This is a genomic window from Secundilactobacillus angelensis, assembly GCF_012641075.1.
GTDB lineage: Bacteria > Bacillota > Bacilli > Lactobacillales > Lactobacillaceae > Secundilactobacillus > Secundilactobacillus angelensis.
Genome location: NZ_JAAXLJ010000009.1, coordinates 41,589 through 62,715 on the forward strand (window position 1 = coordinate 41,589; position 21,127 = coordinate 62,715).

20 protein-coding genes are annotated in these 21,127 nt (G+C 43.7%); 5 read left to right on the forward strand and 15 right to left on the reverse strand.

Annotation, left to right across the window (positions count from 1 at the left end; translation table 11 throughout):
* The first annotated feature begins 27 nt into the window (after positions 1–27).
* On the forward strand, positions 28–957 hold the full coding sequence (rihA, locus tag HC026_RS06640; RefSeq protein WP_168925210.1) for a pyrimidine-specific ribonucleoside hydrolase RihA: 930 nt from the start codon (positions 28–30) through the stop codon (positions 955–957).
* Between the two features lie 231 nt (positions 958–1,188).
* Here rihA and nrdG read toward each other — a convergent pair whose 3' ends face one another.
* The gene (gene nrdG / locus HC026_RS06645; RefSeq protein WP_168925211.1) at positions 1,189–1,773 is read right to left on the reverse strand and encodes an anaerobic ribonucleoside-triphosphate reductase activating protein; all 585 of its coding nucleotides are present in this window, start codon (positions 1,771–1,773) and stop codon (positions 1,189–1,191) included.
* Between the two features lie 9 nt (positions 1,774–1,782).
* Positions 1,783–3,981, reverse strand: coding sequence for an anaerobic ribonucleoside-triphosphate reductase (gene nrdD / locus HC026_RS06650; protein ID WP_168925212.1), 2,199 nt, complete (start codon positions 3,979–3,981; stop codon positions 1,783–1,785).
* A 467-nt stretch (positions 3,982–4,448) separates the two neighbouring features.
* On the opposite strand from nrdD, the gene HC026_RS06655 reads away from it, so the two are divergent.
* Entirely contained in the window at positions 4,449–5,063 is a 615-nt protein-coding gene (locus tag HC026_RS06655) for a LysM peptidoglycan-binding domain-containing protein (RefSeq protein ID WP_168925213.1), read from the forward strand.
* Between the two features lie 46 nt (positions 5,064–5,109).
* Here HC026_RS06655 and brnQ read toward each other — a convergent pair whose 3' ends face one another.
* Together brnQ and HC026_RS06665 are read right to left on the reverse strand one after the other, a co-directional pair.
* The gene (gene brnQ, locus HC026_RS06660; protein ID WP_168925214.1) at positions 5,110–6,459 is read right to left on the reverse strand and encodes a branched-chain amino acid transport system II carrier protein; all 1,350 of its coding nucleotides are present in this window, start codon (positions 6,457–6,459) and stop codon (positions 5,110–5,112) included.
* Positions 6,460–6,689: 230 nt separating this feature from the next.
* Complete coding sequence (locus HC026_RS06665; protein WP_232843666.1) at positions 6,690–7,211, reverse strand: GNAT family N-acetyltransferase; 522 nt, start codon at positions 7,209–7,211, stop codon at positions 6,690–6,692.
* 181 nt (positions 7,212–7,392) lie between these two features.
* On the opposite strand from HC026_RS06665, the gene pepI reads away from it, so the two are divergent.
* Together pepI and HC026_RS06675 are read left to right on the forward strand one after the other, a co-directional pair.
* Positions 7,393–8,271 carry a proline iminopeptidase gene (gene pepI / locus HC026_RS06670; protein ID WP_168925215.1) on the forward strand — a complete coding sequence of 293 codons (879 nt, stop codon included), beginning with the start codon at positions 7,393–7,395 and terminating at the stop codon, positions 8,269–8,271.
* 107 nt (positions 8,272–8,378) lie between these two features.
* A complete protein-coding gene (locus HC026_RS06675) occupies positions 8,379–8,897 on the forward strand; it encodes a nitroreductase family protein (protein ID WP_232843669.1) in 519 nt (172 codons plus the stop codon).
* Between the two features lie 637 nt (positions 8,898–9,534).
* On the opposite strand, the gene HC026_RS06680 is transcribed toward HC026_RS06675, so the two are convergent.
* The 7 genes from HC026_RS06680 to HC026_RS06710 all read right to left on the reverse strand — a co-directional run bounded on the left by HC026_RS06680 (position 9,535) and on the right by HC026_RS06710 (position 16,681).
* Entirely contained in the window at positions 9,535–10,380 is an 846-nt protein-coding gene (locus tag HC026_RS06680) for an aldo/keto reductase family protein (RefSeq protein WP_168925217.1), read from the reverse strand.
* A gap of 80 nt (positions 10,381–10,460) precedes the next feature.
* Positions 10,461–11,069 (reverse strand): sugar O-acetyltransferase, encoded by a 609-nt coding sequence (locus HC026_RS06685; RefSeq protein WP_168925218.1) that lies wholly within the window; start codon positions 11,067–11,069, stop codon positions 10,461–10,463.
* A gap of 125 nt (positions 11,070–11,194) precedes the next feature.
* The gene (locus HC026_RS06690; protein WP_168925219.1) at positions 11,195–12,394 is read right to left on the reverse strand and encodes an aminotransferase-like domain-containing protein; all 1,200 of its coding nucleotides are present in this window, start codon (positions 12,392–12,394) and stop codon (positions 11,195–11,197) included.
* Between the two features lie 175 nt (positions 12,395–12,569).
* Entirely contained in the window at positions 12,570–13,958 is a 1,389-nt protein-coding gene (locus HC026_RS06695; protein ID WP_168925220.1) for an amino acid permease, read from the reverse strand.
* A gap of 175 nt (positions 13,959–14,133) precedes the next feature.
* Positions 14,134–15,006: an SDR family oxidoreductase gene (locus HC026_RS06700; protein ID WP_168925221.1), complete on the reverse strand. Its 873-nt coding sequence runs from the start codon at positions 15,004–15,006 to the stop codon at positions 14,134–14,136.
* Complete coding sequence (locus HC026_RS06705) at positions 14,999–15,418, reverse strand: MarR family winged helix-turn-helix transcriptional regulator (protein WP_168925222.1); 420 nt, start codon at positions 15,416–15,418, stop codon at positions 14,999–15,001. The genes HC026_RS06700 and HC026_RS06705 overlap by 8 nt, the downstream gene beginning before the upstream one ends.
* 147 nt (positions 15,419–15,565) lie before the next feature.
* Positions 15,566–16,681, reverse strand: a complete 1,116-nt coding sequence (locus tag HC026_RS06710) for a glycerol dehydrogenase (RefSeq protein WP_168925223.1) — start codon at positions 16,679–16,681, stop codon at positions 15,566–15,568.
* Between the two features lie 229 nt (positions 16,682–16,910).
* On the opposite strand from HC026_RS06710, the gene HC026_RS06715 reads away from it, so the two are divergent.
* Positions 16,911–17,723, forward strand: coding sequence for a glycerophosphodiester phosphodiesterase (locus HC026_RS06715; protein ID WP_168925224.1), 813 nt, complete (start codon positions 16,911–16,913; stop codon positions 17,721–17,723).
* Between the two features lie 64 nt (positions 17,724–17,787).
* Here HC026_RS06715 and HC026_RS06720 read toward each other — a convergent pair whose 3' ends face one another.
* From HC026_RS06720 to HC026_RS06735, 4 genes are all read right to left on the reverse strand, one after another.
* Positions 17,788–18,324, reverse strand: coding sequence for a DUF1697 domain-containing protein (locus HC026_RS06720; RefSeq protein ID WP_168925225.1), 537 nt, complete (start codon positions 18,322–18,324; stop codon positions 17,788–17,790).
* Between the two features lie 15 nt (positions 18,325–18,339).
* Positions 18,340–19,032, reverse strand: coding sequence for a B3/B4 domain-containing protein (locus HC026_RS06725; protein WP_168925226.1), 693 nt, complete (start codon positions 19,030–19,032; stop codon positions 18,340–18,342).
* Between the two features lie 131 nt (positions 19,033–19,163).
* Positions 19,164–20,090 (reverse strand): zinc ribbon domain-containing protein, encoded by a 927-nt coding sequence (locus HC026_RS06730; protein WP_168925227.1) that lies wholly within the window; start codon positions 20,088–20,090, stop codon positions 19,164–19,166.
* Between the two features lie 15 nt (positions 20,091–20,105).
* Positions 20,106–21,122 (reverse strand): zinc ribbon domain-containing protein, encoded by a 1,017-nt coding sequence (locus tag HC026_RS06735; protein ID WP_168925228.1) that lies wholly within the window; start codon positions 21,120–21,122, stop codon positions 20,106–20,108.
* Positions 21,123–21,127 lie beyond the last annotated feature (5 nt).

Sequence of the window (21,127 nt, forward strand, 5' to 3'; positions counted from 1 at the left end):
CATTATAATATTTCGGGGGATTGTGTTATGGAGGATGTTATTATTGATTGTGATCCGGGCCATGATGATGCTATTGCATTAATTTTAGCTGTTTACTCCAAAAAGATTAATTTGCTTGGGGTCACGACTTCTGCAGGGAATCAAAAACATAGCCAAACACTTAGAAACGCCATGTCGTTACTAACTTTAATGAAGGTTCACTCTGTACCGGTCGCTTCCGGGAATCGAACGCCATTATTAAGGACATTAGTATCTGGTGTTGCAATGCACGGAATTACTGGTCTAGATGGTGCTGAATTGCCTAATCCTGACTTTCAAGCAGAAAATTTACCTGCAATCGAACTAATTGCGAAACTTGTTTCTGAGAATCCGAATGAGATTACATTAGTTATTACCGGTCCATGTACCAATATCGCATTATTTTTAGCAGTTCATCCGGATTTAAAATCCAAGATTAAACAGTTAGTTATTCTTGGCGGCGGCATGGGAGTTGGAAATTGGGGACCAACAACTGAATTTAATTTTAAAGTTGACCCTGAGGCCGCAAAGATTGTCATTAATTCTGGAATTCCAATCGTCCTGGCACCATTAAATGTGGGCTTTGAAGCACAACTTCTGGATGAAGATTTAAAAAGAATCCATAAAGTCAAAAACCCTGTTGGCAAAACTGTCGCTGGCCTGACTGACTTTTACGGGATGACCTTTGATCTTCATTGGAATTTTGAAGGGCTACCAATGTATGATCCATGTACCATTGCATGGTTGATTGATCCGACAAAGTTTACTAGCAAAAAATGCAATGTTGATATTGAAACAAAGGGTGAATTAACTGCCGGCGAATCCTTAATTGATTATTACAATATCACTAAAGACAAACCCAATTGCAAGGTCCTCTTTCATATTGATAGAGAGTGGTTCGCTGATTTGGTTCTCCAAGCAGTGAAATCCTTTGATTAAAGTCTAACTTTTAAAATTTTGGGAACAAAAATTCACATATGTACAGCAAAAAGGAGTACTTCACAATGAAGCGCTCCTTTTATCGTGCGTAAATTTTTCACTCTTACCCCGCCGAAACGCGCTCCGCAACACTGACTCCGGCCATATAACGACAGTAAGGCGAGTCCCCAAGTTCGGGGAACCCGCCTTACTGTCGTTATATTCTGGAGTCAACCCGTGTTGCTCCACGCTCTACTTTACTAACTTATCCCAAATCACAACTTTGCCACTCTTTAATGATTCAGGAACATTAATGATGCGTTGGTTACTACTGCCACGGAACTGTAGCGTGAGATCTTTTTGCGCCTGCAAGAACCTGCCATCCACAAGAATGTCGATTAAACTCAGCAGTTCTTTTTTATCGTCAGATTCCTTCATCAGTTCGTCCCACGTATACCCAGTCCAACTCCAGATATCCTTATCGTGCCCAAATTCTTTACGGATTCGGTGACAAAGATGGTTGCAAACCTGCGTATTCAAAAACGGTTCGCCACCCAGTAAGGTCAATCCCTGTACATAGGATTGGCTCAGATCTTCAATGATTTGATCCTCAAGCTCTTGCGTATAGGGCGTTCCAAAATGAAAATTTTGAGCAACTTTGTTATAGCAGCCTGGGCAGCTAAACTTACAACCGCTCACGTACAGACTGCAGCGCACACCTTCACCATCCACAAAGTTAAACGGCTTATAGCTCGCGATTCGCTGTTCACTTAAGTCATCCGCCAGCCATTCTTTGGGTTGGGGATTCTTTGGTAATCTCACTTTTTTAGTCTGCATACTGTCACCTTACTGTCTCGCAATATTGTTATTATCGTTACCTAAAGTCATGTGCTTGACTCGACTAGCAATTTCAACGTGCCGCCCGTGAACCATTGGCCGCTGATTAGGGTTACCGAGATAACCGCAAGTCCGCTTGACCACGTCACAAGTTGCTGGATCAGTATTACCACATTGTGGACATTCAAATCCACGAGCCGTTGGTTTAAATTCACCTTTGAAACCGCACTTGAAGCACTGGTCAATTGGCGTGTTGGTGCCTAAATAACCGATTCGATCATAAGCGTAGTCCCAAACAGCTTCCAAAGCCTTGGGATTCTGCTTCAAGTTAGGATATTCGCAGTAGTGGATGAAGCCACCAGCACTGTATGGCGGGTAATCCTTTTCAAAATCAATTTTCTCAAATGGGGTTGGTGCTTTACGGACATCGTAGTGGAAACTGTTCGTATAGTATTCCTTATCCGTAACGTCTTTAACCCGGCCAAACTTCTTAATATCAGCTTGGCAGAAGGTATTGGTCAGACTTTCAGCCGGCGTTGCGTAAACACTAAAGTGATAACCATACTGATTCTCCCAGTCGTTGCAGCTGTTATACAACTTCTTAACCACGTCAACCGTAAACTGCTTAGCTTCGGGATTGTGTTCCCAAGTAGGCCCATAAAAGACTGTTCCCACTTCGTATAGCCCGATGTAGCCAAGCGAAACGGTGGCACGACGGTTCTTAAAGAGTTCGTCCACAGAATCTTCTGGCTTTAATCGTTTGCCAAAAGCCCCATATTCATAAAGAATCGGTGCGTTTTGGGGCGTCGCTTGCTTAGCGCGGTTGACCTTGAATACTAAGGCTTCTTTACAAATATCAAGCCGTTCCTTTAGGATTGACCAGAATTTGTCCTTATCACCCTTCGATTCAAGCGCGATTCGCGGCAAGTTCAGGGTCACAACCCCTAAATTCATCCGCCCAGCGTTAACTTCCTTTCCATTCTCGTCTTTCCAGCCCTGCAAGAAACTACGGCAACCCATTGGTGCTTTGAATGAACCAGTGAGTTCAACGATTTTATCGTACATTAAAACATCAGGATACATCCGCTTGGTGGCACATTCCACAGCCAATTCCTTGATATCATAGTTTGGATCTTCGGGTTTTAAATTCAATCCACGTTTAATGGTAAAGACAAGCTTAGGAAAAATAGCAGTCCGCTTTTCCTTACCCAAACCGGCAATTCGAACATTGAGAATCGCCTTTTGAATTTCACGTTCAACCCAGCTCGTACCCAGGCCAAACCCAAGCGTTGTAAATGGCGTTTGTCCTTGAGATGAATATAGCGTGTTAATTTCGTATTCCAACGCCTGCATGGCATCATCGATATCTTTAATGGTCTTTTGTTTGGCGAAGTCTTCTTGGCGGTCTTTGCCTTCGATCCACTTCTTAGCATCTACCATGTGCTTATCATAGTTCTTCATGGCAAATGGTGCTAAAAGTTCGTCAACCCGGTCTGCTGAACAGCCACCGTACTGGCTAGAAGCCACGTTGGCGATAATTTGTGACATTTGTGCCGTAGCGGTTTGAATTGAGTGAGGCGGTTCAACCTCGGCGTTACCAATCTTAAAACCGTGATTCAGCATCTCTTTAAAATCAATCAAGCAACAGTTGGTCATTGGACTGTATGGTTGGTAGTCCAAGTCATGCCAGTGAATATCACCCTTCAAATGTGCGTTAGCAACCTTTGGCGGCAACATCTTCAGTCCCATCGTTCTGGCAACTGTTCCGGCAGTTAAATCACGCTGCGTATTAAAAACGTTACTATCTTTATTGGCATTTTCGTTGACCACTGTCTCATCTTTATGTAGCAACTTCTGAATCGTAAAGTTAATATCAGTGGCTTGGTTGCGCTTAAGATCTTTTTGGGCACGATAATTAATGTAAGCTTGTGCCCAGTCGAGCTGCTGACGTTCCATTAATTCGTGTTCAACGATGCTTTGAATCTCGTAGATCTTGACGTTTTCTTTGAACCGACTGCTAATTTCAGTCAAAACAGCCTCCACCACGTCATCAATGGCGTGCTGGTCTTCATCCGTTAATTCGGGTTCAACTGAAATGGCAGCCCGTTTAATTGCACGTTCGATCTTTTTGGTGTCGAACTTAACGGCCCTGCCATCACGTTTAAGAACAGTTAACGTTTCTATTGTTAATTCTTTGGGTTCCTGCATTCCAATCAACTCCATATATGGTACTTTATTTGCTCACAAATACATAATATAGTGTTGCCTTCGTCACTTCAACCATATATTGTGTACAATCTGAAAGAATTTCCAATTATTACCACAATATATAGTAATCACCGTTAAAGTATTCTAGAAATGTATCTGGGAACGATTTGGTCACACAATATGTCTAAAACTCATTTTTCAGTAATATACTTAACATCCATCGAGGATATATTAGATTTTGAAACCGTAACCGTTACACGACCTCACCGTGTTTATACTAGCTGCTTTAAAATTTCTTTATTATTTCAAATATTACGAAAGTTCAATTTATTGTTGCATAGTGACTTATTTTCTTAAATTCAGTGATACGCCCAGGTAACACCTAGCATGTAAACTCAGTCCTGTTGATTGATATGAATCGACACATTGATGGACCTCACAGGTTTAAATTATAGGAGTGTATATACTTGAAAAAATTTGTTACTTCAATCTTAGCAACATCAGCAGCAGCTATCGGTTTGTTCTTTGCAGGTGCAGGTAGCGCCAGCGCATCTACGACTTACACCGTTAAGTCAGGTGACTCAGTATGGGCGATTTCACAAACCTTCCATACCACTATCAATTCAATCGAACAAGCAAACCACATCAGCAACCACTTAATCTTGCCAGGTGACAAGTTAACGATTCCTGATGGCTCAACGACTCATCAAGCAACTGCTACTACGAGCCATGCAACCACAGCCTACAACAGCAATAACCAAGCTCAAACAAACAACTACAACGGTTCAACCAACACAACTGCTACTCAAACTAGCAACAACGCTAGCTCATCAAGCTACACTGGTAGCAACATGAAGAGCTACGTCTTGAACCAAATGGCTTCACGGACTGGTGTTTCTGCTTCTACTTGGAACGCAATCATCACTCGTGAATCAGGCTGGAACGCTGGTATCCGTAACAGTTCAAGCGGTGCTTACGGTCTGTTCCAAAACATGCACATCAACGGTGGCGATGTTACTGCCCAAGTGAATGCTGCAGTTTCACTGTACAAGGCACAAGGTATGGGTGCCTGGGCTTTATAAGATAAACCCACTCACCATAGTATAAAAAATGACGGCAACTTTGCCGTCATTTTTTGTGCTCAATTTTTTGTTCAAACATTTGTGCCAAACCCCATCCGATCACTAGCCCAATCAACGCAGGTACCGTCCAACCAAGACCAACGCTGAATCCCGGTAACAAGTGGCCCAGCGATAGCAGATCCGCAATCCAGCCATGATGTAAACCAGCTGGTAATGCATTTAACCCATCAAGTACCGCCGGAATCAAAGTAAATACCGTTACGGTGCCAAACAGCCACCGTGACTCACCAAGAATCGGTGTCAATAAACTCATCAATATCAAGGTAATCGCTAGCGGATATATAAAGTAAAGTAACGGTGTGGAAAATAACAGTAAGCGATTTAGGCCAATGTTGGCAAAAATCAGCGGTACTGCGCTGGCCAAAATGATCAGCACCGCATAGGGAATACGAGGAAATAGTTCTTTAAAGGTATCCCCAAACGCAGTGATCAGTCCAATAGCAGTTTTCAAACAAGCTAAAATCACCAAAACAGCTAAAAGTAGATTTCCGAAATCACCAAAATAATAATTGGCAACATTGGCTAATACTGGCCCCCCATTAGCAGCCCGGCTGAATTGCCCCAGTGCGTTACGACCTAACAGACCCAGCAAACTGTAAATCACAGCCATGAAGATCACCGCAATGCTGCCAGCCCGAATAGTATCGCTGGCCACCCGAGTTGGTTCCGTCACCCCTAGCTCACGAATTGCGTTGACGACAATAATGCCAAACGCCAATCCTGCTAAGGCATCCATAGTGGAATAACCCGCGGTAAAGCCCGCGGCGACAGGTGACTTCACATAATCATCCACTGGCAGTTGACCACTGCCCATCGGCTTAATCACCACCATGATCAATAGTGCTGCTAGTAAAATTAAAAAAGCTGGCGTCAAAAACTTACCAACGTAAACCATGATTTTACTGGGCTTTCGGGCAAACCACCAAGCCGCTAAAAAGAATAGGCAGGAATATACCAATAAGCCACTACTTTGATGCCTTTGAACCACAAATGGACTCAACCCAACTTCGAAGGAAATCGATGCCAATCGTGGCAGTGCAAATAACGGCCCGATACAGAGATAAAGTAAAACGGTGAAGGCATAGGCGTAAAACCGGTTGACCTTTTGGGACAGCTGAAAAACGCCATCTGATTTGGTAATTCCGATTGCTGCTACACCCAGCAGGGGTAGACCAACACCAGAAATCAGAAAACCAATTAAGGCAGGCAAAAAATTGGTGCCAGCCTGTTGACCAACAAACACTGGAAAAATCAGATTACCAGCACCGAAAAAGAGGCCGAATAACATCATGCCGATAAAAATGAGGTTGCGGGTACTTAATTTTTGTGTTGCCATGAAATTCTCTCCCATATGTCACATTCTGTCTTTATTTTACTGTGGGTTGAGATTGTTTTGGGGAGAAAATGGTGAAAATTTGGTCTATGTTGGTTTTATTTCTGCTATTTAGATTAAACGTGCTCAAGCAGGCAGAGACTTGCACGTAAGCCAAGGAAAACGGCGATCAGACAAAAAACGCCTAATCACCGTTTTCCTTGGCTTACGCTCCAGTCTCTAAGCGCCGGCTTTCACACTCTCAACTCTTTTCTCATCAACACATCCCTCTGCCTTGCGCCCCCTAAAGTAAACAGATGATCATCAAATTGAGTGAAGCCTAACGCTTCGTAGAATTTTTGCGCAGCATGGTTATATTCCCAGACCCCCAACCACACGAACTTTTTATCTAATTGGTATGCCCGCTTGATGGCGAAATCCATCAACTGCCGACCATAGCCCAATCGCTTATAGTCCGGCCGCACATAGATGCGTTCAACTTCTAACGCATCACCGCCCTGATCCTCGGATTGAGCGTCGTTAATATTTAGCTTTAAATAACCCACAACTTGACCATTCTGTTTTAAAAAATAAAAGAATGAATGTGCATTTTCCAGCTGCCCTTGGAGTCGTTTAAGACTCAACTCATTGTTAAGGTACCACTCCATATCGTCATCGGTATTATACGCGCCGAACGTATCCTGAAACGTTTCGCGACTGATTGTCTGCAGTTTCTCAGTGTCAGCCACCGTTAACTGCACAATTGAATCTGCCATGATTGACCTCACCATACCTTCACCCTATATTGTGTAAATAATCACTAAGTATATTCTACGATAGGCAGGGCTATCTTTTCAAGCGGTTATACCATCTAAAATTGGTCAATGATTCCGCCAACAGCGCACAATCAGTAGTACAATCAACTATGAAACCATATTGCAAAGGGGATTGATTAGAATGAAAATTCAAGAAGGCTACATGCCATTTCGGGACTATAAAACCTATTATCGAATCGTGGGCGAAAAAACGCCGGGTAAAGCACCGCTATTATTGATTCATGGCGGCCCCGGTTCATCTCACAACTATTTTGAATTACTAGACGACTACGCAGAAACCGGCCGTCAGCTGATTATGTACGATCAAGTTGGCTGCGGCAAGTCTTCGCTACCCGAAGACGAAAGTGTCTACGTCAAGGAAACTTGGGCGGAAGAGCTGATTGCCTTAAGAAAATACCTGCACCTCGACCAGATCCATATGTTGGGTCAGTCTTGGGGTGGTATGCTGGAAATGCTTTACCTGACTCAATACGACCAGACCGGCGTGAAGAGTGTCATGATCGATGGTTCCCCTGCTTCAATTAAGCTATGGACGCAAGAGCAGCACCGGCTAATTTCCTACCTAAGTTATGAAGACCGGCAAGCCATTGCGGAAGCAGAACGAACCGGTAACTTCACTGGTCCTAAGTATCTGGCCGCCAATGACCGCTACATGGAACGCTATTGCTGGGATGACCCAGATGAAAATTCACCAGAGCCTTTGCGACGTGAAACGAATGGTAAACGGGCCAGCCTCATTGCGGAAGGACCTAACGAATTCACCGAAAATGGCACCATCAGCGATTATGATGTGACTGATGATCTGCATAAGATCCACGTACCCGTCTTAGTGACCAACGGTACTGATGATCTATGTACCCCACTGATTGCTAAATCCGTTTACGATCATATTCCGGGTGCAAAGTGGCACTTATTTGCCAACAGCCGACACTTGGCCTTATTAGACCAGCATGACGAGTTCATTCAAGTTCTGGATAACTGGCTGAAAGCTAACGATTAGCATAATCTGATTACGACAAACATCATGCAAGCGATGAACCGTCTGAATTGTAAGCACGTTATTCGTCGTGCTAAACTGAAACAAAAGGAGTGACCGTTTTGGATACAATGAAAGCATTATTGGAACGCAAGTCTGTCCGTAGTTATACAGGGACACCCGTTACGATTGAACAGCGTAATCAGTTATTGAAGGCAGCCTATGCCTCACCCGTTTCAATGGGTCAATATGACACAGTTGAACTGACCGTCGTGCAAAATCCTGAGCTGTTGGCGCAAATCGATGACACAGCGGCCAAACGCTTTGGTCGGGAGAAGATGCTTTATGGTGCACCGATGTTGATTATTGCTTCAACTCAATTAAAGGGCGATGCCACTGACAACGCGGCGTATTCCAACACTGCAACTATCATTGAGAACTTAAACCTGGCAGCAGTGGACCTCGACCTTGGTGCCTGCCATATTTGGGGCGCCATTGTCGCTGTCGCTGGTGATGATGGCTTGAAACGGTCATTGAAAATTAGTGAAGGTTTCACCCCAGTCGCTGGCTTAGTAGTTGGGCAAACTGCCGATGGATACACAGATCGTGATATTCCTGAAGGCCGAATCAAAACCGAAATTTTGGACTAACACCACGGCAATTTCAAAGGGATCTGACGCGCCACAGTGTCAGATCCCTTTTGCGTACAATTAATTTGCCCAAACAAAAAGCTCCGAACTGGGGAGGTTCGAAGCTCTTCGACGCTATAATCAATACTCACGCGATCATCCTTGTACGGGAACTAATTGGTTATCTATTATGGGGGAAATAACACTTAGTTTACTAAAATTTACAGGGAGAAGTTTATTTTATCCCGTTAGGACTTATAGCGATCGGTTTTCTCAATTATAGTGGATCTTTAAAAAGACACATCTTTGTCAAACAGCTGAATAACAATAAATAGTTAAGTTGATTAATCAACTCGCCTACAACTGTATCCGCTGCTTGACGGTAATTCAGCAAATTTGATTTATCATCAGATTACTGAATGCCCAACACACGAATGTTTTGGGTACATTTAGTTTAACACTTTTAATTCAAAAATTAAATTTAATTCCTTAATTTTTTAACAAAATGCTTGATTTGTTTAAGTAATTGTGACGGATACAGTGAGGAACAAAACTCGGTAGATTTCAGAGTGTAATGTAATCTGAGTTTTGGCGCTCGATTAGACTATATCAAAGTATAGAACCATGTCCAATCAAAACCAGGTTAACTCCACAGAAATTAATCACCAACCGGATGAATATGATCCACAGCAGCAACTTGATTTAAAACGGCCATGTCGTTATCACTGATTTCAAAATCAAGTTCGGCATTTGCCTTAACGTGTGCCATTGACCGCGCTTTTGGCAGTGGTGCAATATCATTTTGAATCACAAAGCGTAAGGCTAGTTGTGGTACCGAAACCTGATAAGATGCCGCAATCCGTTGCAAATCGGGATCATTAACTAGGTCACCTGTTGCTAATGGTGAATACGCCTGAACGACAATCCCGTTGTCCTTAGCTGTTTTCACAATCGAATCTTGCGTGTAGCCGACGTAGTATTGAATCTGGTCCACAGCGGGTGTAACTGACAAACCATCCCAATTTAATAAGTTTTCCAAGTCATGGGTATTGAAGTTTGAAACCCCAACTGACTTTGCTCGACCACTGTTGTAGATATCCTGCATGGCTCGCCAAACATCACGATTTTCAGCATCGTGGTTGGTACCTTCCTGTGCCCATGGCCATGGTGCGTGAATGATATAAGAATCAACGTAATCAAGGTTCAAAGCCTTTAAACTACTTTCAAAATCAGCTATGGCAGCATCATATGTTTTTGACTCTGCTGGCAATTTAGTTTGGACGAATAAATCTTCCCTTGCCACATCACCATCGGCAATTGCTTCGCCAACACTCTTTTCATTGCGGTAAGCCTTCGCTGTATCAATAAACCGGTAGCCAGCCTTCAATGCATTACTAACGGCATCATAAGTCTCCTTGCCAGGCTTGGTTTGCCAGGTACCAAAACCCACTTTGGGCATCTTTAACCCATTATTTAATTCAAATGTATCTGTAATTGTGGTCATGAAAAATTCCTCCCTATCCGTTCTACAGTATATTGTATGACCTTCTAGTAGGTCTAAGGCAACTAAGAACACTCACCAAGTTAACTATTTCCTGCCGAGAAGTCCTGACCGTTAAAACCAGTTCGATCATCATCAGTAATTTTCCGCAGCACACGACACGGATTTCCAGCCGCAATGACATTATCCGGAATATCCTTAGTCACAACGCTACCAGCGCCGACGATAACGTTGCTACCGATAGTCACTCCTGGCAAAACCGTCACGTTAGCTGCCAGCCAAACGTCATTGCCTATAGTGATAGGCTTAGCAATACAACCACCTGTGCGCCGTTCACTCGGATCAAAAAGATGATTACTGGTATAAAGCCCCACTTTGGGCCCGAAAAGGACGTGTGAGCCAATGGTAATAGGCGCACCATCCAACATCACGCAATCATAGTTGGCATAGAAGTGGTCGCCGACAGTAATATTACGACCAAATTCACATCTAAAATTAGGTTCAACAAATGGCGCCTCACCAGCATTCCCAATCAACTGAGAAAACAATTCATTCCGCGCCGCCGGATCAACCGTACCATTCAGCCTTTGAGTAAACGTCGTCGCTGTTTCTCGAACCTTCACTAATTTTGGATCTAAATCATCGTATGGTTGCCCGGTTGCCATGTACGCAAATTTTTCGTCAAGATTCATGTTAATCCCCCTGCTTCACGAATTTTAATTGATTCCAGTATAACGCAAGAATCCCGTTATCGCTGAATGATACAGGCATGCACCATCCAATTCATAACGGGATTCACTATTCATTTTAACTAAACTTACTTGGTGGCTGGTTCGGACATCACTTCATCCAATGCCTCAGCTAACTGCTTGACGCCATCCACAATACCATCTTCAGGCGTGTTGGAGTAGTTCATTCGAAACGTCCCTGGTTCTGGTTGGTTCCCATAGAATGGGTCGCCTGGAACCACGGCTACGTTACGTTTCATGGCTGCATCAAACAACTGTTGCGAACTCTTAACGCCAGGAACCGTAACCCATAAGAACATCCCACCTTCAGGATAACTGTGTGAAACACCCTTTGGGAAGTACTTATCGATTGCTTCCATCATGAGTTGCTCGCGCTTATGGTACAGTGCAGTGATTTTTTTGACGTGTTCATTAATATCATTATCGGTAAAGTACTGCGCACAAACATATTGTGAGAAGCTGTCAGTATGCAAATCAGCAGACTGCTTCATCATGGTGTACTTCTTCATTAATTTTGGTTCTGCAACTACCCAGCCGATCCGTAAACCGGGTGAGAAGATTTTTGACATGGTTCCCATGTAAATGACATGACCAGTCTTGTCTAACGACTTTAATGAAGGCAGGTTTTCACCTTCCCAACGAATTGCACCGTATGGATTATCTTCTAGAACCATTACGTCGTACTTGTCAGCTAATTCAACTAACTTCTTACGCCGTTCCATGGTCATCGTTCGACCAGTCGGGTTTTGGAAAGTGGGTACAGTGTAGATTAATCGGGCATCCGGATTGTTCTTTAACGCTTCTTCAAGAGAATCCATCTTCATCCCGTCTTCATCCATGTCAACGCCAACAAAGTGGGCACCGTATGAACGGAAAACGTCAACAGCAGTTAAGTAAGTTGGGTCTTCAACAATCACTGCGCTGCCTTCATCTAGAAACATTTTCGCAGTCAAATCAATGGATTGTTGTGAACCAGTCGCAATCATGACATGGTCAGCAGTGGTATGAATCCCTTCAACTTCAAGTCGTTTACAAACGACATTCCGTAACTCAGGCACGCCTTGTGCAGAACTGTACTGTAACGCTGCGGCACCCTTTTCATCTAACACCTTATCAGCTGCAGCCTTAACTTGCTTGACTGGGAATAATTCTGGTGCCGGTAAGCCTCCAGCAAACGAAGTGACTTTAGGATCCGCTGCAGCCTTTAAAATGTCGCCAACGGGGTCGTTATCAGTCTTAGGGACACGGTTAGAAAATTTATAGTTCATTTGAAACACTCCTCTATGTATGTTGTCTTTAGTATCATATGTTAACCACTGAACATGTAGTAGTTTAGAACACATTATATCACAAAAATTAAAGTATGATTAGGAAATTCATGATAATACCACTCTCAATCCAGAAAAAAAGTGATGCACCTTTCCGTGCATCACTCCATAAGTATTAATCTAATCGCCCTTTACGATGCCGAACGAGATAAAACAGCGTCGCGACAATCAGTACTGCCGCGCCAACTATAACAGAGATTCTAGTATCGGGATTCACAAACATGAACCCAACAATGACCAGTAACATCACGATTGCAAAGTAATCAGAGAATGGGTATAACGGTAATTTGAATGGATGATCCTTCATCACCATGGCATTATTTCTCCGAAAACGCAGCTCAGCCAATAGGATGACGAACCACGGAATCATGCCTGGAAGAACTGATGAACTGAAGACCACCACGAATAGATTCGACGTGGACTTGTTATAAGCAGAGAAAACTATATCAAGAATGAACCCAAGTAAGATCCCACCAGAAATTCCTAGAATTGACGCGCTAGGAACGACCCGCTTTGACAAATGGCCAAAGACCTTTGGGGCATCATTTTCATGTGCTAATTTAAACAGCATCCGACTGGAAGAGTAGATTCCGGAGTTGGCACTGGATAAAGCAGCAGTCAAAACCACGAAGTTGATGACCGATGCCGCGGCAGTTATCCCAACTTTTGCGAACGTCGAGACGAATGGCGATCCAATGGCACTAAGTTGATTCCACGGATAAATGGTCACGATAACGAAGATGGCACCCACGTAGAAAATCAGGATTCGGAGTAGAACCGATTTTACCGATTTAACGATTGCTTTTTGCGGATTGGCAACTTCTCCAGCAGTGATACCCAGCAACTCGATACCTTCATAAGAACCGACAATGATTGACATTGAGAAAAAGAACCCTTTAACCCCACCGGTGAAGAAACCACCGTGAGACCAAAGATTACTGAATCCTGTTGGGTGACCACCATTACCAAAACCAAAGAAGATGACCAATAGGCCCAGAATAATCATCAAAATAATCGTAATGACTTTGATCATGGCGAACCAAAATTCCAGTGAGCCATATGCTTTCGCGCTAGCAAGGTTAGCGACGACTAAGAAAGCAATGATGATGACCCCAACGGTGAAAGTATTAATATGCGGCCACCAATACTGCAGATACTGAGTCGCAGCCACGACTTCGGACATACCGACAACGATATACTCAAACACGTTGGCCCATTTTGCCAAATAACCGGCTAAGGGGTGTACGTATTCGGTAGCGTAGTCTGCGAAAGAACCCGTTCCGGGATTAATGTAGATCATTTCCCCCAGCGCCCGCATGACAATGTACAAAATCAAACCGACGAACATATACGCCAACAATACGGAAGGTCCGGTCCACTTAATGGTTGAAGTGGAACCCATGAACAGGCCAACACCGATTGCGCCCCCCAAGGAAATCATTTCCATCTGTCCGGCTGTCATTGACCGACGTAACGCAGGTGACTCTTTTACTTTTCGCTTCATTACAAAATTGCCTCTCCAACTAATCAATTTATTGATCCCATTAAAATGAGCGTAATGTCGGTTAGCACCGGATCATTACGCCCGAAGTTAAATACTGCCATCTGTGTTACAGGGATGCTACAACACATTTACTCTTAATATATTAGCACCAACAGATAGTCAAACAAAATAATCTTTAATAGATAATATCGTGGCTTGAAAATCGTGGCTTATTATCCCTCACAAATTCAGCAAAGGATGTCGCTGGCCGATTCAAAACAGTTGCAATCGTCTGGGTAACCTTTTTAGCGGTCCCCAATTGCGTCATCACATACAGCATCACCATAACGTTCACAAATTCTTTCTTGATTCCCCGTTGAATCATGGTACGGCGGAACTTCAGCAGACTGGGTTTGCTGTAAGTGATTGTTACCCCTAACTCTTGCGTCATAATGTCAGCTGCTTGTTGATAAGTAATCGCCGCAGGTCCCGTAATTTCTAGTGCTTGACCCAGATACTTTGAATCCTGCATCACTGCTACAACGACCGCCGCAATGTCTCTGGTATCAATAAAACTAGTTTTGGAACGACCAGCAGGCACGAATAAGTCGTGATTTTGCTGGATGTCCTGCAAGTGAGTGCTAGTTAAATTCTGCATGAAGAAACTTGGCCGAATAAAGGTATGTGGCAAGTCCATGTCGGTGATCATCCGTTCAATCTTACGGTGCGGTACCATGGGATTCTTCTCCACACCAATCAACGACACAAACACCACCTGAGCAATTCCGTGTCGTTTTACTGCCGCCAAGAATGGCTTCATATCTTCCTCTGGTTTCGCTAACTCTGGTGGTCGAACGAAGAAAACTTTGTTGACACCTTTTAACACTGGTTCGAAGGTCTCGCTGTCCAAGAAGTCGAAATGTCGAGTCTCCACCCCCAACCGTTTCATCTGATCTGACTCAGCGTGATAAATTCCTGCGACCACAGTCACATCATCAATAGCAGCTAGTTGTTGTACTACCGGCCAGCCAATATTACCGGTACTGCCTAAAACCAGAATTTTATCCAACGTGATGCCCCTCTTCCAATTTAACCAACAAACTGACTAGTGTCGCTTGTTCTTTTGGTGCCAGTGGGGCTGCAAAGTCTGACATCTGAACGTTAGCGATCCGCTTGCAGCGCTTGAAGGCTTTCTCACCGTCAGCAGTTAAAGTAAGGACCCGTGCCCGACGATCCTCGCTGGAAGGCTGAATGGTAATCATTTCTTTTGCTTCAAGCCGTTTAACGATCCCAGAAATAGTCGCTCGATCCATCCCGACAATGGCTGCAATTCGTGCTGCAGTGAGCGGCACCTTAGAAATTTCAATTTGAGCAATGACGGCCCACTGAGCGCTGGTGATCCCTTCTTTTTCTAACGCAGTGTTCATTTGATAGCGTAGTTCCTTAGCGACATCCATTATGAGGTAACCGAAGTTATTCATGGTGATTCTTCCTTCTTATATAGTTAGTATACTAACTATATAAGATTGACTGATTAAAGTCAAAACGAGGTAGGACAACATCTTGCCCTACCTCATTTTGTATATTCTTCCTTAGTCTTGAACCAGTTGACATTTAGCTCTCTCTGTCTATTTCTCATGAATTTTCTGATAAGCTTTCGAGAACAAGTCCACCGCTTTAATTCCTTCAAACACATCTTGCGGCGTTACTTTAAAGCCCATATTATTAATGGTTTCACCCGTTTGCGTGGTCAATTCAGCAACCTTCATCAAGTCGGCATCACTGGCATCCGCCAAGTGTAAGTCAGCTAGAGTCGTTGGCAAACCGAATTTCAATTCGAACTTCAAATAGCGTTCAAGTGTAGCGTCGTCTGCACCTTCCAGTACGAGATTCAACAGTGTACCGAAAGCAACCTTTTGACCGTGAGACATCTTGTGCACATCCCCAGTCAAAGCGGTCAGTCCATTTTGAAAACTATGCGCCGCTGCTAAACCAGAGCTTTCAGCCCCAACACCACTTAACAAAATATTAGCCTCAACAATGTGTTCCAAGGCGGGTGTCACCACGTGGTCGTTAGCTGCATCTACTGCTTGTTTACCATATTTAAATAATAGCTCTTCGCACTTTTCTGCCAGCGCTAATCCAGCAGATGTCTGCTGAGTTTGCAGAGGCAATAATGTCACTTCGCGCGCACGTGCCACAGTCTGAGCTTCCACATTTGTGGATAAGGCATCCGCCATACCGTCAATCAGGAACTTAACCGGTGCGTTAGCAATCACCGACGAATCCACTAGAACCAAATCCGGATTTTTATCATAAAACATATACTTCATAAATTCACCAGTTTCCGAGTAAATCACGCTTAATCGCGTACATGGCGAATCGTTTGAAGCTAGCGTTGGGACAATAACCACGGGAATCTTCAATTGGTCGCCAACTGCCTTTGTTGTATCGTTGGTCTTACCACCGCCTAAGGAAATGATGAAGGCGGCGTCAGTTTTTGACCCAATTTCCTTAACCCGATCAATTTCCTCTGGTGAACTTTCACCATTAAATGCAACATGTTCAATGTTTAAACCTGCACTAACCAGATCTGTATAAAATGTCTCGCCAATCAATTTCCAAACAATATCGTCTGTCAGCAAAATACCATGGTCCCCATATACCTTGATGTACTTCGCGGCATCTTTCAGCAATCCTTTGCCTTGAATAAAGGTCGAAGGACTAGCAAAAGCTGTTGTCATAAGATGATACCTCCAAAAGTAAGATTTTTATTACGTCAAGATTGTAACCGCTACCCTTACTGGGTACAAATAAGTTGTCTTGCTATTTTTCGAACAAAATAATGAGTTGGGGGAACCTGGATCACCAGACTATGGTAATATAAAAAAATCTACTGAGCACTATTTTGAAACAGTCTGCTAATTGTGGTTTAATAGTACTATTGTGCTGAAAATTAGGAGACATGAAATCATGAAAAAACAGTTATTACTTATGATTACCACACTGTGCATGGCAATCGCTGGAAGCGCGTTGTTCACGACTGGCGCACACGCTTTATCCATTAAACAATATAACGTTGAGCACCCGCTCATTATCAGTCATCGGGGCAGCCCTTTGAAATTTCCAGAGCATAGTTATGCAGGCTATAACTATGCAATGAAGCATGGCAGTCATTTTATCGAGCAAGACATCGTGCTTTCAAAGGATAAAAAGTTGGTCGACTCCCACGACAATAACCTTAAACGAACCCTTCACCATAACGTCAATATCACGTCGTCTAAGTTCCATAAAATCAAGCGGTACAAGTTTAAGAACGGTGAGTCCCTTCATACCTTACCTGAGCTATTTAAAAAGTACGGTAAATCCACCAATTATGTGATTGAATCTAAAAAATCAACGGCTGGCGGTCACAAGCTAGAAAAAGGAATTATCGCGGCTATTAAGCACTACCACGTTTCTAACCACGTCATTCTCCAATCGTTCAACCAGAAAAGTCTGGCTTACATGCACCACCGTTTGCCTAAAGCGCCTACGATGTTGCTGTTGTCTGGCAACGAGTCGAAAGATATTTTTCAGATTGCCAGAGAAGTCCCCAGGTACGTCAGTTTCACAACGGTCTACACGAACGCGATGAAGCCTGGTCAAATCGCAGCAATTCACGCTACCCACAAAAAGGCCGCTGCTTACACCATCGATTTCCGATCACAAGTCGAAATGGCAAAACGAGCTAAGGTAGACGGTTTCTTTACAGATGACTCGTACTATACCGAAAAATTATTCTAAAAACTCAAAAATGGTTAGCCTTTCAATTGCGAAGGACTAACCATTTTTATTTTGGGTAATGAACTTAACTCATCCGTTCCTCAATCATCCGCGCCAACTTCAACGTCGTATTCCGATTTCGAATTGAAACCACAGGATAGAACGGCTCCGACAACATCTTCGCGAAAAAAGATCGTGAGTAATTGATTTGCGTTGGTGTTCGCCAAAAGATGACGTGAGAAGTAAACACAACTTCGTCATAATCAGAACGTTTATCCTCAATTAATTGATCGTACTCAGGTTGATAACCTGGCAACTTGAATAACGCATTATAGCGCCCTTCCTTATCGGTGCGCCACCATTCAGGCGCAGCGTTCACTTCCGCCAAATAGTCTTGCGCTGCAATAACGGCGTGAGTGATTTCAAAATCGTAATGTTGAGCCAAGACTTGGTCAACCATTTCATGGGCGTCACCCTGATAGCTAAATAACAGATTGCCACTGTTAATATAACTTTTGACGTTCTCAGCGCTAGCAGCCGTCAGCCAATCACGCAGCTCGGCCATCACTACGCGTCGATTACCACCGACGTTGATTCCACGCATTAGCAATACGTACTCCATCTGAACCCTCCAGATTTAATCAGCGGTAAACGCATCAACTTGTGCTTCGACGCTAAATTCAGCTTGCAGCCGTTGTTGCATAGTCGCTACCGCCTCAGCTTGACGTTCACGCTGCTCCGCATTGATTGCCTCAATCACCAGAATGGCATCCGTAGTTTTCTCAGTTAACATCGTCCGCTCACCATCTCGCCAGTTAAAACAACGGCAGACAGCGCCAATTTTGTCGTAGTAAATCACTTCACCTGGTAAAGCTGGTTCATCTTCATCAACACCGAGTGGCTTGAAGGCTTCACCGCCCTTGGCAACACCCAGGTGCATAGGACCATCTATTGCGGCGAGATCTTCACCACCGCAAGGAACACCGAACTCTAACGAAACACTATTGTACACATCCACCAAAGGATTAATGGGCGACAAGTGCTTACCTTGATCGACCCGTTTCAGTAACGCTTCGATGGACGAACGAGCGCCCTTCTTTTTCTTGAATTTGCTATAAGCCTCACGCCACTGTGCCACGATGGGATTTTCGCGAAAAACGTCGGCGGTTAAATACTGGTGCGACTTTTCCATGGCTTCATCCAATAGCGCCTGAAAATGCGGATCCTGTGACTCATCCACGGTGTTATCTAATCCATGAACGGTTAGCGTATTAATTTGTGCCTCCGGGAAAAGCTCCCAGAAAGCGGAATCGACAACTAAATTTGTCATAACAGCACGTCCCATCCCAATTTACTGAGTATTGATATTTTAAATCAACTATCACTACCCTGACTGTTTCTCAAATAAAAGCTGATTCGATAGGCAATACTTGTCCTCAAATCAGCTCAATAAACTCAATTTTAAAATAAATCTGACAAGCTACTCAATGCACTTACGCCAATAATACCACCTAGCAAGCCCATCACAATTGCCATTCCAATTACTAATATAATACTCCCAACAAAATATGCGTATACACGGTCAAAATGATTTTCAGTGTGTGCTCTGAAGACCAATGCGATGTAACCCATTGAAACCATACTATAATAAAACATCAAGCACATTGCCGCCAATATAATTGCAAAAGAACCAATGATGGAGAGGACAAAACCAATAAACGCGACTAACAATCCCACGCTTGAAATATGAAAATAGCGGGTCATATCTTCCATATAATTAGCAGACTTATCACCCAAGAAACCACGAGTTACTAAGTGAGTAACACTGAAAACCAAAAATAAGAAGAGGATACAAACCAGTAGCACCCCAAAGAATGTTCCAAAGCTAGCGGTGGCTGAAGTATTACTGCCTGCATAACTGTCTAGTTCAGACAAAGCACCACTGGCCAAATGAACCTCCGTCATCAAAAACGTTAGTGCAACAATCAACGACCCAGCGAACAATGAAATCAGACCAAAGTACTTATTGAATTTCGTATCGATATCTGAAGGATGCCTAACACCATGCATCAGGTAAGCCCAGTAATTCTTAGCATAAGCTGAGGTTTGATCCATGTTGATATTAATGTTCACGCCACCTTGACCCGTTTGATTAGACTGATTGAAACCTTGTTGCTGGTTCATCCCTTGGTTGAAGTTAGGCTGACCATTGTTAAATTGGTTGTTATTAAATTGGTTAGGCTGACCTTGACCGTACTGTGGTTGTGGACCAGGCTGCGTGCCTTGTGCCTGAGCACCCGTAGCGGCAACTTGTGGAATTTTAAACCCACAGTACGTACAGAACTTTGAATTGGCAGGAATTTCGTTGTGACAATTTGGACATTTCATATTAATTCACTCCTTTTATTGATGAGTAATAGCTGTTTGATTGTAGGTGCGCGTGCCAGAGGTTGGTAACACATCCTTGCTGTGATTGGGACCAACAAACCGGTACGAAACGATATTGTAGTTAGTGGTCTTTTGCTTCAACGAGTATGTGTAATCGTTGACGTTGCCATGATAAGTGGCAACCATGTCGCGAATATCGTGCTGAGTCGTGTTGGGCAGCGCATTGAAGCTTCTGGCATTGCTACCACGTTGCGCCATTACTTGAGTCCTCAGCGCGCTAACCGTATGCGCGTGGTATGCGTATCCGCCACCGATAATGACGAGGATGACTACCACAATACTTGCAATAATTGCGATCCGTTTCGTCCGCTTGCTAGCGCTTGCCTTCTTAGCTTTTTCAGCTGCCAACATGGCGGGTAACTTAGCTTGCAACGCTGCGCTCTGTTGACGAGCATCCTTATAATCGCCAAATTGTGCCAAATCATTCAGCGCAATTTGAACATCAACTGAACGACTAGCTTGGTTCGCACGGACTAATGTTGCCTGGTAAGCCTGCTCATAGTTTTGTGCTTGTACCCGCTTTTGATTGTCAGCCAATGCTTTTTGAACTAAGCCTAGCTTGTCTTGAGCATCCTGGTAGTTGCCAAGTTGCGCAAACATGTTAGCTGCATTGGTCAAATCACCCTGAGTGAACGCTGACATGGCGTTGTCGTAAAGCTGTTGTTGCTGAGCTTCTAACTGTTTTTTCTCTTGCGCAGCAGCTAAAGTCTGGTTGGCAACCGCCTTCTCATGGGCATCTTGATAATCACCAAGCTGTTCGAATAAGGTTGCTGCTTGACGAGCATTACCCTTATCTGCCAGCTCAACTGCTTGCCGATAAATAGCTTCTTGATTCGCCTTAGTTTGTGCTTCAACCCTTGCTTGAACCTGTGCCTTCGCCTGAGTTAAATCCGCGCCGCAGTTTTGACAAAAAGCAGCTGACATCGGGTTTTCAGTGCCACAGTTAGGGCAGAATAACTTTGCATTTTCCATCAATA